The sequence below is a fragment of the Escherichia sp. MOD1-EC5189 genome (assembly GCF_002966045.1).
Taxonomy (GTDB): Bacteria; Pseudomonadota; Gammaproteobacteria; order Enterobacterales; family Enterobacteriaceae; genus Escherichia; species Escherichia coli_F.
The window spans coordinates 212,197-226,739 of the sequence record NZ_PTRX01000001.1 but is presented as its reverse complement, the minus strand read 5'-3'; the positions used below and the strand labels follow the sequence as shown (position 1 = coordinate 226,739).

Annotated in this window: 9 protein-coding genes and 1 pseudogene; 4 read left to right on the top strand and 6 right to left on the bottom strand. The window is 50.4% G+C overall.

Translation table 11 applies throughout. The annotated features are described in order from the left end of the window. Positions 1-38: 38 nt before the first annotated feature. The 3 genes from brnQ to phoB all read right to left on the bottom strand — a co-directional run bounded on the left by brnQ (position 39) and on the right by phoB (position 3,807). On the bottom strand, positions 39-1,358 hold the full coding sequence (brnQ, locus tag ATB02_RS01145; protein WP_105270957.1) for a branched-chain amino acid transporter carrier protein BrnQ: 1,320 nt from the start codon (positions 1,356-1,358) through the stop codon (positions 39-41). Positions 1,359-1,764: 406 nt separating this feature from the next. Next, positions 1,765-3,060: a phosphate regulon sensor histidine kinase PhoR gene (phoR, locus tag ATB02_RS01140; protein WP_105270956.1), complete on the bottom strand. Its 1,296-nt coding sequence runs from the start codon at positions 3,058-3,060 to the stop codon at positions 1,765-1,767. Between the two features lie 57 nt (positions 3,061-3,117). After that, the gene (phoB, locus tag ATB02_RS01135; protein WP_000113933.1) at positions 3,118-3,807 is read right to left on the bottom strand and encodes a phosphate response regulator transcription factor PhoB; all 690 of its coding nucleotides are present in this window, start codon (positions 3,805-3,807) and stop codon (positions 3,118-3,120) included. Positions 3,808-3,996: 189 nt separating this feature from the next. On the opposite strand from phoB, the gene sbcD reads away from it, so the two are divergent. The 3 genes from sbcD to araJ all read left to right on the top strand — a co-directional run bounded on the left by sbcD (position 3,997) and on the right by araJ (position 9,649). Further along, positions 3,997-5,199 (top strand): exonuclease subunit SbcD, encoded by a 1,203-nt coding sequence (sbcD, locus tag ATB02_RS01130; protein ID WP_001221329.1) that lies wholly within the window; start codon positions 3,997-3,999, stop codon positions 5,197-5,199. Then, positions 5,196-8,339 carry an exonuclease subunit SbcC gene (gene sbcC / locus ATB02_RS01125; protein ID WP_105270955.1) on the top strand — a complete coding sequence of 1,048 codons (3,144 nt, stop codon included), beginning with the start codon at positions 5,196-5,198 and terminating at the stop codon, positions 8,337-8,339. Before sbcD ends, sbcC begins: the two co-directional genes overlap by 4 nt. Positions 8,340-8,464: 125 nt before the next feature. After that, positions 8,465-9,649, top strand: a complete 1,185-nt coding sequence (araJ, locus tag ATB02_RS01120; RefSeq protein WP_105270986.1) for an MFS transporter AraJ — start codon at positions 8,465-8,467, stop codon at positions 9,647-9,649. Between the two features lie 131 nt (positions 9,650-9,780). On the opposite strand, the gene mak is transcribed toward araJ, so the two are convergent. Further along, on the bottom strand, positions 9,781-10,689 hold the full coding sequence (mak, locus tag ATB02_RS01115) for a fructokinase (protein ID WP_105270954.1): 909 nt from the start codon (positions 10,687-10,689) through the stop codon (positions 9,781-9,783). Positions 10,690-10,813: 124 nt separating this feature from the next. Here mak and rdgC point away from each other — a divergent pair, with 124 nt between their 5' ends. Further along, a complete protein-coding gene (gene rdgC / locus ATB02_RS01110) occupies positions 10,814-11,725 on the top strand; it encodes a recombination-associated protein RdgC (protein ID WP_001298537.1) in 912 nt (303 codons plus the stop codon). Between the two features lie 77 nt (positions 11,726-11,802). Here rdgC and ATB02_RS01105 read toward each other — a convergent pair. Both ATB02_RS01105 and ATB02_RS01095 read right to left on the bottom strand, forming a co-directional pair. Continuing rightward, positions 11,803-12,258, bottom strand: a pseudogene (locus ATB02_RS01105) (SF0329 family protein). Beyond that, on the bottom strand, positions 12,255-14,534 hold the full coding sequence (locus ATB02_RS01095) for a DUF2773 domain-containing protein (protein WP_123059815.1): 2,280 nt from the start codon (positions 14,532-14,534) through the stop codon (positions 12,255-12,257). The pseudogene ATB02_RS01105 and the gene ATB02_RS01095 overlap by 4 nt, the downstream one beginning before the upstream one ends. Positions 14,535-14,543 lie beyond the last annotated feature (9 nt).

Here is a 14,543-nt window from a genome sequence, read left to right as displayed (position 1 = left end):
GCATCGCAGCCCCGTGGTTAAAACAAATATTCAGTGATTTAGTGAGCGCTGGAGGTCACCTGACGACCTGCCGCGCGATCCCAAATAATGGCCAGAACCACCATCACCACTGTTGGCATTAACCACGCAAGACCTTGTTCGGCCAGCGGTAAACGCTGCGCCCAGAACGGTAAGATATCGCTGAATGCAGATGCTTTGATCCCGTCGAGAATACCAAAAAGCAGGCTGATAAACATCGGCGGAGCAATCACGCGGGACGAATTATGCCACCATGAGCGTGTAAAACTTAATACAACCAGTGCGATACACGGAGGATAAATAGCGGTCAGCACCGGTACGGAGATCTGAATCAGCTGGCTCAAGCCGAGGTTAGACACCACCATCGAGAAGCCGCCGAGGATGAACACCAGCGTACGATAGGAGAGCGGTACGTACTGAGCAAAGAATTCTGCACAAGCACAGGTCAGGCCAACCGCCGTGACCAGGCAGGCGATAAAGATTAACGCCGCCAGCAGGAAGCTACCGCCGCCGCCAAAGGTGTGCTGAACGTAGGCATGCAGAATAGCCGCACCGTTTGCAGACTGATCGACCAGCGACGCGCTGTCTGAACCCAGACGGAACAGCGCCAGGTACAGCAGAGTCAGACCGACACCCGCCATCAGGCCAGCCCAGACGGTATAACGGGTCAGCAGACGCGCTTCGGTAACGCCGCGAGAACGCGCCGCATTAACAATAACGATACCAAACACCATCGCGCCCAGCGTATCCATGGTCAGATAGCCATTAACGAAGCCGTTAGAAAACGCGGCGTTATGATAAGCCTCAGTCGCCGTGCTGATAGAGCCCGCTGGCCAGACAATTGCCGCAACAGACAGGATGACCAGCGCGATAATTTTCAGCGGTGCCAGGAAGTTACCGACGGTATCCAGCAGTTTGCCCGGATAGAGCGAAACCAGAATAACGATAGCGAAATAAACCAGGCTGTAGATAAACAGCGGCAGCGCGGAGTCACCCGTCAGGGGCGCAATGCCCACTTCAAAGGAGACGGTGGCTGTACGCGGCGTGGCGAACAACGGCCCTACAGCCAGGTAGCAAACCGTTGCCAGCAGTACGCCAGCGACTTTACCAATTGGCGTGCTGAGGCTGTCAACACCACCGCCAACTTTCGCCAGCGCCACTACCGTTAATACCGGCAGGCCAACGGCAGTAATGAGGAAGCCGAATGCCGCAGTCCAGACGTGTTCGCCTGCCTGCAAGCCGACCATTGGAGGGAAAATGATGTTACCTGCGCCGACGAACAACGCAAATGTCATAAAGCCCAGAGCGATGATATCGCGCGATCTTAATTGATGGGTCATAAATCATACTGCCTGTGGATGTGGTGTTGTAACGTTAAATTTTTGTGCCAATCCCTGGGGATGATACAGCGGTATATTTAAACAATTTTAGCGGGAAATACTCCCAACCAGGCGCGGCGAAGAATAGTTTTTCGATTTACCGCGTGAATGCAGTCAGTATGACAGCACCTGAAGCGCAATTTAAACGCTTATAACGTTTTAAAGCAAGAAGGGATCTAAAAACCAGAGGTATATAGCGATAAGAAATCACCAACCAGTATAAAACACTATTTCCGTGAAAAAGACATGGCTAATCATGCGAACAAAAAATCACCAACCGTTGTAAAATCTAACGCCCGTATTTTGACTGCAAAGAAAATAAGCCAGCATCAGCTGGCTTATGGCAATAAAAGATGACAAAGGCGGATTATTCGCTGTTTTTGGCAATTAAACGTTCCGGGATAACAAAACTGAAACGCGTACCTTTTCCCACCGCACTCTCAATATGCAGGCGACTTTCGTGATGATTCACCGCATGTTTCACGATCGCTAACCCTAATCCGCTACCGCCAGTTTGTCGGGAACGTGCTTTATCAACGCGATAAAAACGCTCGGTCAGGCGCGGAATATGCTCTGGTGCGATGCCCGGTCCATTATCTTCAACGCTAAATTCGGCACCGTGCGGCACTCGCTGCCAGCGTACGGTGATATGCGTACCTTCCGGCGTATGATTCACGGCGTTATAAACCAGGTTAGAAATCGCGCTGCGAAGTTGGTCTTCGTTGCCAGACACCTTGAGGTCGTTATCTATTTCAAAGGTAAATGTCTGTTTCTGCTGGCTCAGAGTCTGGGCCTCACGCTCAACGACCCGCAGCATCATCGGCACATCAACCTTTTCATTAAGCAACTGCGTTGGCGCGGCTTCTATTTTTGACAGCGTCAGTAACTGCTTCACCAGCCCTTCCATCCGCTGGGTCTGCTCGCGCATGGTGTGCAACGCTTTTTCACGTACCGCACCTTGCAGTGGTTGCTCATCCATCATCTCCAGGTAACCCTGTAACACTGTCAATGGCGTACGCAACTCATGGCTCACGTTGGCAAAAAAGTTACGCCGCGCCCCTTCCAGTTGATGCATTTGCGTGACATCACGCGCCACCATCAGCAACTGTTTGTGGGTATAAGGCATGACGCGAATTTCCAGATGCCGCCCGGTATTGAGCACCAGATTGAGCGGGCGAGAAAAATCACGCGTTTTCAGATATTGCGTAAACTCCGGATAACGAAGCAGATTAAGGATGTTCTGCCCGTTATCTTCCGGCCAGCGCAAACCAAGAATTTGTTGCGCCAGACCATTACACCAGAAAATACCGCCCTCTTCCGTGGTCAGCACCACCGCATCAGGCAGCGACTCCGCGCCGCTACGAAAGCGTTTAATCAGATTGCCCAGTTCGCGGCGACGTTTTTTATTACGCAGCTGCATCTGGTGTAAGCCGTATAGCAGCGGTTCCCAGCTACCACGCCCCGGAGGCGGGGTCATACTGCGATCCACCCACAGCCACCATGAAAGGCGCAATAAATTCCAAAAATGCCAGATAAGCAGTCCTGTTACCGATGCCAGCAAAAACCAAGGCAGGTAACCAAAAAATGCACCCAGGATGAAAGCCGGGAGGCAGCAAAGTAGCAGCTCCAGCACCAGCCTTTTCCACGACAGCCGTTCCAGCACGTAAGATACTCCAGTTAAGAAATCATAAGCCCTGCTCTGCGTCCGATGAGCAAGGCGTTAAAAGCGGGTTGAAAAACGATATCCTGTACCGCGTACGGTCTGCACCATGCGGTCATGTCCGCCGGGCTCCAGTGCCTTACGCAGGCGACGAATGTGAACATCGACCGTGCGGTCTTCCACATATACGTTGGTTCCCCAGACGTGGTTTAACAGCTGCTCGCGGCTGTACACGCGCTCGGGATGCGTCATAAAAAAGTGCAGCAGTTTAAATTCTGTCGGCCCCATCTCCAGCGGTTCTTCGCCCGCCATCACCCGGTGAGATGTCGGGTCGAGACTGAGCCCCTGCATCTCGATCACCTCTTCCACCGCCATTGGCGAAATACGGCGCATTACCGCTTTGATTCGCGCCACCAGTTCCTTCGGCGAAAACGGCTTGGTGATATAGTCATCCGCACCGGTTTCAAGGCCGCGCACGCGATCTTCTTCTTCCCCTCTGGCGGTCAGCATCACCACTGGAATATCTCGGGTCATCGATTCGCGCTTGAGGTGTTTGATGAACTGGATACCGGAGCCGCCAGGTAACATCCAGTCAAGGAGAATTAAATCCGGCCAGGGTTCATTCAGTTGATTCACAGCACTGTCATAATCTTCCGCTTCGACCGGCTGAAAGCCATTTTGTTCGAGCACGAAGCAGACCATTTCGCGAATTGGAGCTTCATCTTCTACGACCAGAATACGTCTCGCCATGATTTGCCCTGTTGTAATAAATAGGTTGCGATCATTAATGCGACGTCATTATGCGTCAGATTTATGACAGATTTATGAAAAGCACGTCGCACATATCTTCAGGTAGTTGATTTCCGTGGCGCAGAAAAAAGCAAATGGCACATCTGTTTGGGTATAATCGCGCCCATGCTTTTTCGCCAGGGAATCGTTATGCGCATCCTTCACACCTCAGACTGGCATCTCGGCCAGAACTTCTACAGTAAAAGCCGCGAAGCTGAACACCAGGCCTTTCTTGACTGGCTGCTGGAAACAGCGCAAACCCATCAGGTGGATGCGATTATTGTTGCCGGTGATGTTTTCGATACCGGATCACCGCCCAGTTACGCCCGCACGTTATACAACCGTTTTGTTGTCAATTTACAGCAAACGGGCTGTCATCTGGTGGTACTGGCAGGAAACCATGACTCGGTCGCCACGCTGAATGAATCGCGCGATATCATGGCGTTCCTCAATACTACCGTGGTCGCCAGCGCCGGACATGCGCCACAAATCTTGCCTCGTCGCGACGGGACGCCAGGCGCAGTGCTGTGCCCCATTCCTTTTTTACGCCCGCGTGACATTATTACCAGCCAGGCGGGGCTTAACGGTATTGAAAAACAACAACATTTGCTGGCGGCTATTACCGATTATTACCAACAACATTATGCCGATGCCTGCAAACTGCGCGGCGATCAGCCTCTGCCCATCATCGCCACGGGGCATTTAACGACCGTTGGTGCCAGCAAAAGTGACGCCGTGCGTGACATTTATATTGGCACGCTGGACGCCTTCCCGGCACAAAACTTTCCGCCAGCCGACTACATCGCGCTCGGGCATATTCACCGCGCACAGATTATTGGCGGCATGGAACATGTTCGCTATTGCGGTTCCCCCATTCCACTGAGTTTTGATGAATGCGGAAAAAGTAAATATGTCCATCTGGTGACATTTTCAAACGGCAAATTAGAGAGCGTGGAAAACCTGAGCGTGCCGATAACGCAACCGATGGCGGTACTGAAAGGCGATCTGGCGTCGATTACCGAACAGCTGGAACAGTGGCGCGATGTATCACAGGAACCACCTGTCTGGCTGGATATCGAAATCACTACTGATGAGTATCTGCATGATATTCAGCGCAAAATCCAGGCATTAACTGAATCACTGCCTGTCGAAGTATTGCTGGTACGCCGCAGCCGTGAACAGCGCGAGCGTGTGTTAGCCAGCCAACAGCGTGAAACCCTCAGCGAACTCAGCGTCGAAGAGGTGTTTAATCGTCGTCTCGCACTGGAAGAACTGGATGAATCACAGCAGCAACGTCTGCAACATCTTTTCACCACGACGCTGCAGACCCTCGCCGGAGAACACGAAGCATGAAAATTCTCAGCCTGCGCCTGAAAAACCTGAACTCGTTAAAAGGCGAATGGAAGATTGATTTCACCCGCGAGCCGTTCGCCAGCAATGGGCTGTTTGCGATTACCGGCCCAACCGGCGCGGGGAAAACCACCCTGCTGGATGCCATTTGCCTGGCGCTGTATCACGAAACTCCGCGCCTTTCTAACGTTTCACAATCGCAAAATGATCTAATGACCCGCGATACCGCCGAATGTCTGGCGGAAGTGGAGTTTGAAGTCAAAGGTGAAGCGTACCGTGCCTTCTGGAGCCAGAATCGGGCGCGTAACCAGCCAGACGGTAATTTGCAGGTGCCGCGCGTAGAGCTGGCGCGCTGTACCGATGGCAAAATTCTCGCTGACAAAGTGAAAGATAAGCTGGAACTGACGGCGACGTTAACCGGACTGGATTATGGGCGTTTCACCCGTTCGATGCTGCTTTCGCAGGGGCAATTTGCTGCCTTCCTGAATGCCAAACCAAAAGAACGCGCGGAATTGCTCGAGGAATTAACCGGCACCGAAATCTACGGGCAAATCTCTGCGATGGTCTTTGAGCAGCACAAATCGGCCCGCACTGAGCTGGAGAAACTGCAAGCGCAGGCCAGCGGCGTCGCGTTATTAGCGCCAGAACAAGTGCAATCGCTGACAGAAAGTTTGCAGGTACTCACTGTCGAAGAGAAACAGTTACTCGCCGCGCAGCAGCAAGAACAACAATCGTTAAACTGGTTAACGCGTCTGGACGAATTGCAGCAAGAAGCCAGCCGCCGTCAGCAGGCATTGCAACAGGCGTTAGCCGAAGAAGAAAAAGCGCAACCTCAACTGGCGGCGCTCAGTCTGGCACAACCGGCGCGAAATCTTCGTCCGCACTGGGAACGCATCGCAGAACACACTGCGGCACTGGCGCATACTCGCCAGCAGATTGAAGAAGTAAATACTCGCTTACAGCGCACAATGGCGCTTCGTGCGAGCATTCGCCACCACGCGGCGAAACAGTCTGCAGAATTACAGCAGCAGCAACAAAGCCTGAATGCCTGGTTACAGGAACACGACCGCTTCCGTCAGTGGAACAACGAACTGGCGGGTTGGCGTGCGCAATTCTCTCAACAAACCAGCGAACGCGAGCATCTGCGGCAGTGGCAGCAACAGTTAACCCATGCAGAGCAAAAACTTAATTCACTTCCGGCGATCACGTTGACGTTAACCGCCGATGAAGTTGCTAGCGCCCATGCGCAACATGCTGAGCAACGCACGCTGCGTCAGCGCCTGGTCGCGCTGCATGGACAGATTGTTCCCCAACAAAAACGCCTGGCGCAATTACAGATCGCTATCCAGAATGTCACGCAAGAACAGACGCAACGTAACGCCGCACTTAACGAAATGCGCCAGCGTTATAAAGAAAAAACGCAACAACTTGCCGATGTGAAAACCATTTGCGAGCAGGAAGCGCGCATCAAAACGCTGGAAGCTCAACGTGCGCAGTTACAGGCGGGTCAGCCTTGCCCACTTTGTGGTTCCACCAACCACCCGGCGGTCGAGGCGTATCAGGCGCTGGAACCGGGCGTTAATCAGGCCCGGCTATTAACGTTGGAAAACGAAGTGAAAAAGCTCGGTGAAGAAGGTGCGGCGCTACGTGGGCAACTGGACGCCTTAACGAAGCAGCTTCAGCGTGATGAAAACGAAGCGCAAAGCCTCCGACAAGATGAGCAAGCACTTACTCAACAGTGGCGAGCTGTCACAGCCAGCCTCAATATCACCTTGCAGCCACAGGACGACATTCAACCGTGGCTGGATGCACAAGATGAACATGAACGCCAGTTGCGGTTACTCAGCCAACGACATGAATTACAAGGGCAGATTGCTGCGCATAATCAGCAAATTATCCAGTATCAACAGCAAATTGAACAACGCCAGCAGCAACTCTTAACGGCATTGGCGGGTTATGCACTGACATTGCCACAGGAAGATGAAGAAGAGAGCTGGTTGGCGACGCGTCAGCAAGAAGCACAGAGCTGGCAGCAACGCCAGAACGAATTAACCGCGCTGCAAAACCGTATGCAGCAGCTGACGCCGATTCTGGAAACGTTGCCGCAAAGTGATGAACTCCCGCACAGCGAAGAAACTGTGGCGCTGGAAAACTGGCGGCAAATTCATGAACAATGTCTCGCGTTACAAAGCCAGCAGCAGACGTTACAGCAACAGGATGTTCTGGCGGCGCAAAGTCTGCAAAAAGCCCAGGCGCAGTTTGACACCGCGCTACAGGCCAGTGTCTTTGACGATCAACAGGCGTTCCTTGCGGCGCTAATGGATGAACAAACACTAACCCAACTGGAACAGCTCAAGCAGAATCTGGAAAACCAGCGCCGTCAGGCGCAAACGCTGGTCACTCAGACAGCTGAAACGCTGGCACAGCATCAGCAACACCGACCTGACGGCCTGGATCTCAGTGTGACGGTGGAGCAGATTCAGCAAGAGTTAGCGCAAACTCACCAAAAGTTGCGTGAAAACACCACCAGTCAGGGCGAGATTCGCCAGCAGCTGAAGCAGGATGCAGACAACCGTCAGCAACAACAAACCTTAATGCAGCAAATTGCTCAAATGACGCAGCAGGTTGAGGACTGGGGATATCTGAATTCGCTAATAGGTTCCAAAGAGGGCGATAAATTCCGCAAGTTTGCCCAGGGACTGACGCTGGATAATTTAGTCCATCTCGCTAATCAGCAACTTACCCGGTTACACGGGCGCTATCTGTTACAGCGCAAAGCCAGCGAGGCGCTGGAAGTCGAGGTTGTCGATACCTGGCAGGCAGATGCGGTACGCGATACCCGTACGCTTTCTGGCGGCGAAAGTTTTCTCGTCAGTCTGGCGCTGGCCCTGGCACTTTCAGATCTGGTCAGCCATAAAACGCGTATTGACTCGCTGTTCCTCGATGAAGGTTTCGGCACGCTGGATAGCGAAACACTGGATACCGCCCTTGATGCACTGGATGCTCTGAATGCCAGTGGTAAAACTATCGGTGTGATTAGCCACGTTGAAGCGATGAAAGAGCGTATTCCGGTGCAGATCAAAGTGAAAAAGATCAACGGACTGGGATACAGCAAACTGGAAAGTGCGTTTGCAGTGAAATAACTATTCAGCAGGATAATGAATACAGAGTGGCGAATTATCTCTTGGCCTCGCAGGCCGTTATCCTGCAAGCTATCACTTTATTGGCTACGGTGATTGGTAGCCGTTCTGGTGGTTGTGATGGTGGTATGAAAAAAGTTATTTTATCTTTGGCTCTGGGCACGTTTGGTTTGGGAATGGCCGAATTTGGCATTATGGGCGTGCTTACGGAGCTGGCACATAACGTAGGTATTTCGATTCCTGCCGCCGGGCATATGATCTCGTATTATGCGCTGGGGGTGGTGGTCGGTGCACCAATCATCGCACTCTTTTCCAGCCGCTACTCACTCAAACATATCTTGTTGTTTCTGGTGGCGTTGTGCGTCATTGGCAACGCCATGTTCACGCTCTCTTCGTCTTACCTGATGCTCGCCATTGGTCGGCTGGTTTCCGGCTTTCCGCATGGTGCATTTTTTGGCGTCGGGGCGATTGTGTTATCGAAAATTATCAAACCCGGCAAAGTCACCGCCGCCGTGGCGGGGATGGTTTCCGGGATGACAGTCGCCAATTTGCTGGGCATTCCGCTGGGGACGTATTTAAGTCAGGAGTTTAGCTGGCGTTACACCTTTTTATTGATCTCTGTGTTTAATATCGCGGTGATGGCATCGGTCTATTTTTGGGTGCCGAATATTCGCGACGAGGCGAAAGGAAAGCTGCGCGAACAATTTCACTTTTTGCGCAGCCCGGCCCCGTGGTTAATTTTCGCTGCCACGATGTTTGGCAACGCGGGTGTATTTGCCTGGTTCAGCTACGTAAAGCCATACATGATGTTTATTTCCGGTTTTTCGGAAACGGCGATGACCTTTATTATGATGTTAGTTGGGCTGGGGATGGTGTTGGGGAATGTGCTAAGTGGCCGGATTTCAGGACGTTATTCACCACTACGCATTGCGGCAGTGACTGATTTCATTATTGTGCTGGCATTGCTGATGCTCTTTTTCTTCGGCGGCATGAAAACAACGTCGCTTATTTTTGCTTTTATTTGTTGCGCGGGATTATTTGCCCTTTCAGCACCACTGCAAATATTGTTACTGCAAAATGCCAAAGGTGGAGAATTATTAGGTGCCGCAGGTGGGCAAATAGCGTTTAACCTCGGTAGCGCGGTCGGCGCATATTGCGGAGGTATGATGCTGACGCTGGGGCTGACTTATAATTACGTGGCGCTGCCTGCCGCCCTGCTTTCGTTTGCTGCGATGTCGTCGTTGCTGCTGTATGGTCGCTATAAGCGCCAGCAAGCGGCGGATAGTCCGATGCTGGCGAAACCACTGGGATAGGTTGCAGTCACTGCTTGTTGTCGGATGCGGCGCGAGCGTCTTATCCGACCTACGCGAGCTGCTCATTTTGTAGGCCTGATAAGACGCGGCAAGCGTCGCATCAGGCATGATGCACCAATTGTCTACGTTTTTTATTCTTGTGACCATAACCATGCAGCGCCGCGTACGCCGCTGGAATCACCATGTTTCGCCTTACGCATCGGCGTTTCACATTCGCCGCCGAAGACAAATTGTTTAATCAACTGCGGAACCGTTTGATATAAACGATCTACATTGCTCATCCCGCCCCCCAACACAATCACATCCGGATCGAGAATATTCACTACGTGTGCCAGCGATTTTGCCAGCCGCAGCTCGTAGCGACGCAATGCCAGTTCCGCTACCGGATCGCTTTCTTCTACCAGGCGGATAATTTCACTGCCTTTCAGCGCATGTCCGCTCAAACGACGATAATCCGTCGCGAATCCCGTGCCCGAAATAAAGGTTTCAATACAACCTTGTTTACCGCAATAACAAGGGACTTCCTCGCGATAACGCAGTTCATCTTCGTCCATCCACGGTAGCGGATTGTGTCCCCACTCGCCTGCCGTGCCATTGCCGCCGATATGCGCTCGACCATTGAACGCTACGCCCGCGCCGCATCCCGTGCCGATAATCACGGCAAATACCGTCTGCGCTCCCGCTGCTGCGCCATCTACCGCTTCCGAGACCGCCAGACAGTTGGCGTCATTTGCCAACCGCACTTCCCGTTGCAACCGCGCGCTTAAATCTTTATCAAATGGCTGACCGTTAAGCCAGGTTGAATTGGCATTTTTCACCACGCCAGTGTAAGGCGAAATCGAGCCTGGAATGCCCATGCCTACCGTTCCGCGCTGCCCTGTCGCCTGCTCCGCCATATCAACCAACGTGGCGATCGTTTCGATGGTCTGATGGTAATCATCACGCGGCGTGGGCAGACGATGACGATACAACTGCTCCCCTGCATCGCCCAGTGCAATCACTTCAGTTTTGGTGCCGCCTAAATCGATACCTATACGCACGGTACTCTCCTTATTTTTTTCAATATCAATAGCGTAGAGACGGACAACCGGATTGGCAATGCAAGGCCGCCGACAATTCGTTATCATGCCCGCTAAATTTAACGACAAGGCCGTGGAAATTATCATGCTGTGGTTCAAAAATTTAATGGTTTACCGTCTTAGCCGCGAGATTTCGCTGCGTGCAGAAGAGATGGAAAAACAGCTAGCCTCGATGGCATTTACCCCATGCGGCAGCCAGGACATGGCGAAGATGGGCTGGGTTCCTCCGATGGGATCGCACAGCGATGCGTTAACGCACGTTGCCAATGGTCAAATTGTTATCTGCGCGCGCAAAGAAGAAAAAATCCTCCCGTCTCCGGTGATTAAACAGGCGCTGGAAGCAAAAATCGCCAAGCTGGAAGCGGAACAGGCGCGCAAGCTGAAGAAAACCGAAAAAGATTCGCTGAAAGATGAAGTGCTGCACTCTCTTCTGCCGCGCGCTTTCAGCCGTTTCAGCCAAACTATGATGTGGATCGACACGGTAAACGGTTTGATTATGGTGGACTGCGCCAGTGCCAAAAAAGCAGAAGATACGCTGGCATTACTGCGTAAAAGCCTGGGGTCGTTACCGGTTGTACCATTGAGCATGGAAAACCCGATTGAACTGACTCTGACCGAATGGGTACGCTCTGGTAGTGCGGCACAAGGCTTCCAGCTGCTTGATGAAGCCGAACTGAAATCGTTGCTGGAAGATGGCGGCGTGATCCGCGCGAAGAAACAAGATTTGACCAGCGAAGAAATCACCAACCACATTGAAGCAGGAAAAGTGGTGACTAAACTGGCGCTCGACTGGCAGCAGCGCATTCAGTTTGTGATGTGCGACGATGGTTCACTCAAGCGTCTGAAGTTCTGCGACGAGCTGCGCGATCAAAACGAAGATATCGACCGTGAAGATTTTGCCCAACGTTTTGATGCCGATTTCATCCTGATGACCGGTGAACTGGCAGCATTAATCCAAAACCTGATCGAAGGATTAGGTGGCGAAGCACAACGTTAATTGCTGATTTGCCTTTAATGCCGGATGCGACGCCTGCGGCGTCTTATCCGGCGTACGAATCCACACCAGGCATATAATCATTCGCTACGGCGGGCAATAATTTTTAGCGCAGCAATATTATGCGTTTTACGCCGTAACTGATCCAACCGTCTCATCCCTATTCACCTGTCAGCGGCACGCAGAATATTCACTAACCCCCATTTATCGCTGGTAAATTGTTTCGTTAACAGCTCCGCTTTTGGGGTATCAATATATTCACGCAATAAATCAGAAATTGAACAAATATCCGTCAGATAAGGATGCCAGCAAGTTTCACCATGAAAATTACGCACTCCACCATTGCCTGCCATAAAGTCTTTTGGGTAATCCCAGATCACGTCTTTATCCAACGTGATCCAATAACGCGGTAAATCGGTGCTTCCACCATTTTGGCTGCGCATGGGATAACGGGTACAGTGAATTTGCAGGTTGATCGTTGGCGTCAGTAAGTCATAAATCTCCCTCTGTAACTTGCTCCAGGGGCGTTGTGTCATTGTTTTTCCTCAAGCCGGTTACGCGCTTCACTGCGAATTTGCCGCGTTGCCCCGGTTTTCACTAAATCACGTAACTGCGAAAGATCGGGCTGATCGACAAATAAGATTAATGATGGATCCTCTTTTAACCACGCCGTTTTCACATCGGCAGCCAACTGTGGATTATTAATAGCCAGCGCCCGATCCTGTGACTCAGTCAATGTCGTTAACAAAGAGGCTGGGGTATGTACATTGCGCAACGCCGTCTGCCGCAAATGATCATTGTGACTTTTCAGCAATCCGCACCACCATTCATCATCTGATTTATCTTTTATCGTATCCAGCTCCGCAAAAATATCGCTTTCCTCATGATTCCAGCGGTGTAATCCTCTTTCACTTTGTCTACGGGTGCTATTTTTCATACTGACAACAGACAACGCCCAGTCGGAGTTAAAACGATACTGTTGATCGAGTTTGTTGATAATTCCGGAGGGTAAATCTTTATTATCAAATAACTGGTTTCGCATCCGATAGCGGTATTCAGCAGGTAAATAAACCAGTAAATCGATAGCATTATTAAGCATCTCTTCGTCAATAATACCATTATCAATCAGCGCCAGCTGTACTTCGTAGGCTTGCTCTTGATCTTCTTGCCGTTTACTCATCATTAATTTTAAGGTGTGTTGCCATAATTGTTTCTTATACTCCAGAGGTAACAATTTATCGCGTGCCAGCTCATACCAGATGCTGGGAATGTCATGCTGATTCAGTAGATAACTAATCACTTCCTTCGAGGTCAGATAACGCATGCCGTCACGTAAATTGTGCACATCTTCTTTTGCCAAAGTCAGTTGACGCGACTCCGGCAAAGCGACCAATAACGCCTTCACGATATTTTTATTTTCTTTATTATCCAGATACATTTGTTCTGCGATACGTTCAACATCCTCTGTCCTCAGGGTCGCTGACAGTTGGGTGATTTTTAGTTCAGTAAGCGTCCGGGCTAATGCTTGACGAACTTTCAGCGATTTATCTTTACTCAACAACACCGCTTGTTGTGCGGTTAAATCGGTTCCGGTAATTCTTTCGCGTAACTCCAGATCTTCGCTATTTATCAATTCATCAACCACTGCAGTTGGAACCAGCCAGGCGTAATCGTAATGGCTGATTAATGTCTTGCGCACACTGAGAAAAGGGCTTTGACTTAACGATACAACAATATCAGGAGAAAGATTATCCTGTCTGGCCTGCTCCAGCTGTATGCTCTCGACGGGTACAGACATTAATTTTTTATTCACTTCGGCGGATATATTGCTGTTTTTAACCAGTCCTCTGGCAACAGCTTCATCTTTAATTAATACATCGGTAAGCAAATGCATGTGTTGAGCAGGCCAGGACTGCGCCATTGATTCACGCGTCTGGTCATCAGGATGCTGTAACAATTGCAGCATAACGGCGGGTGACAAACGCTCTATCTGAGTCAGAAAACGTGCCACCAGTGAATCTTCATACTTTATTTTATCCGCAGGGAAATTGTCGAGTTTACCCGCTTCAATCCACTGTAATTTCTCATTAATTTTAGAATCAGCTTTATCTCGAAAAACAGGTAACCCTTGAATTATATTATCTGCGACGCTATCATAGTCAGGATATGCATTAAAAATATTATCAGTTTCGATTTCAGTATGATCATAAAAGTCGGGATTCACCAGTGAATAGGCTTTTTGAATATTCTCGTCCCAGTTATATTCTTCACCGCTTTCATCTTCATTGATATAAAACTCAGCTTTGATGACCTCAAATTGCGTTGCTTTATCGGAAACAATAATGCCTCGCGCGCTAATTCCTTTCATCACTTCAAAGTTGTGATCATTATAATCAGCATAAACCAAACCTTTCGCTGTCATCTGCCCTTTCACATACGCGAAATCATGATTAATAAAGTTGTCGACAATAACATTACCTAGTACAATCAGATGACCATTACCTGACAGATAATCATCATAATCGCCGGAAATCGTTAAATTACCGTTCACCACCAGTTTATGCTGATTGCTGAAGTTAGTGGGTAATGATAGGTCACCATTGTGATAATACCAACGGATATTATCTTTCAGCATATAAGCAGCTTCCATACTATCGTTGGTTGCCGCTTTAACCACGTTGCGCTCATCTGCCGTCATAAGATGAAAGTCAGAGGTAATAAGGTCCTCGCTACTGATCCACTCTGTGGCACATGCATTGCCAGCCATAAAAAACACGACCATACAGATGACCAATATATTAATTCCATTCATAATCTTCAC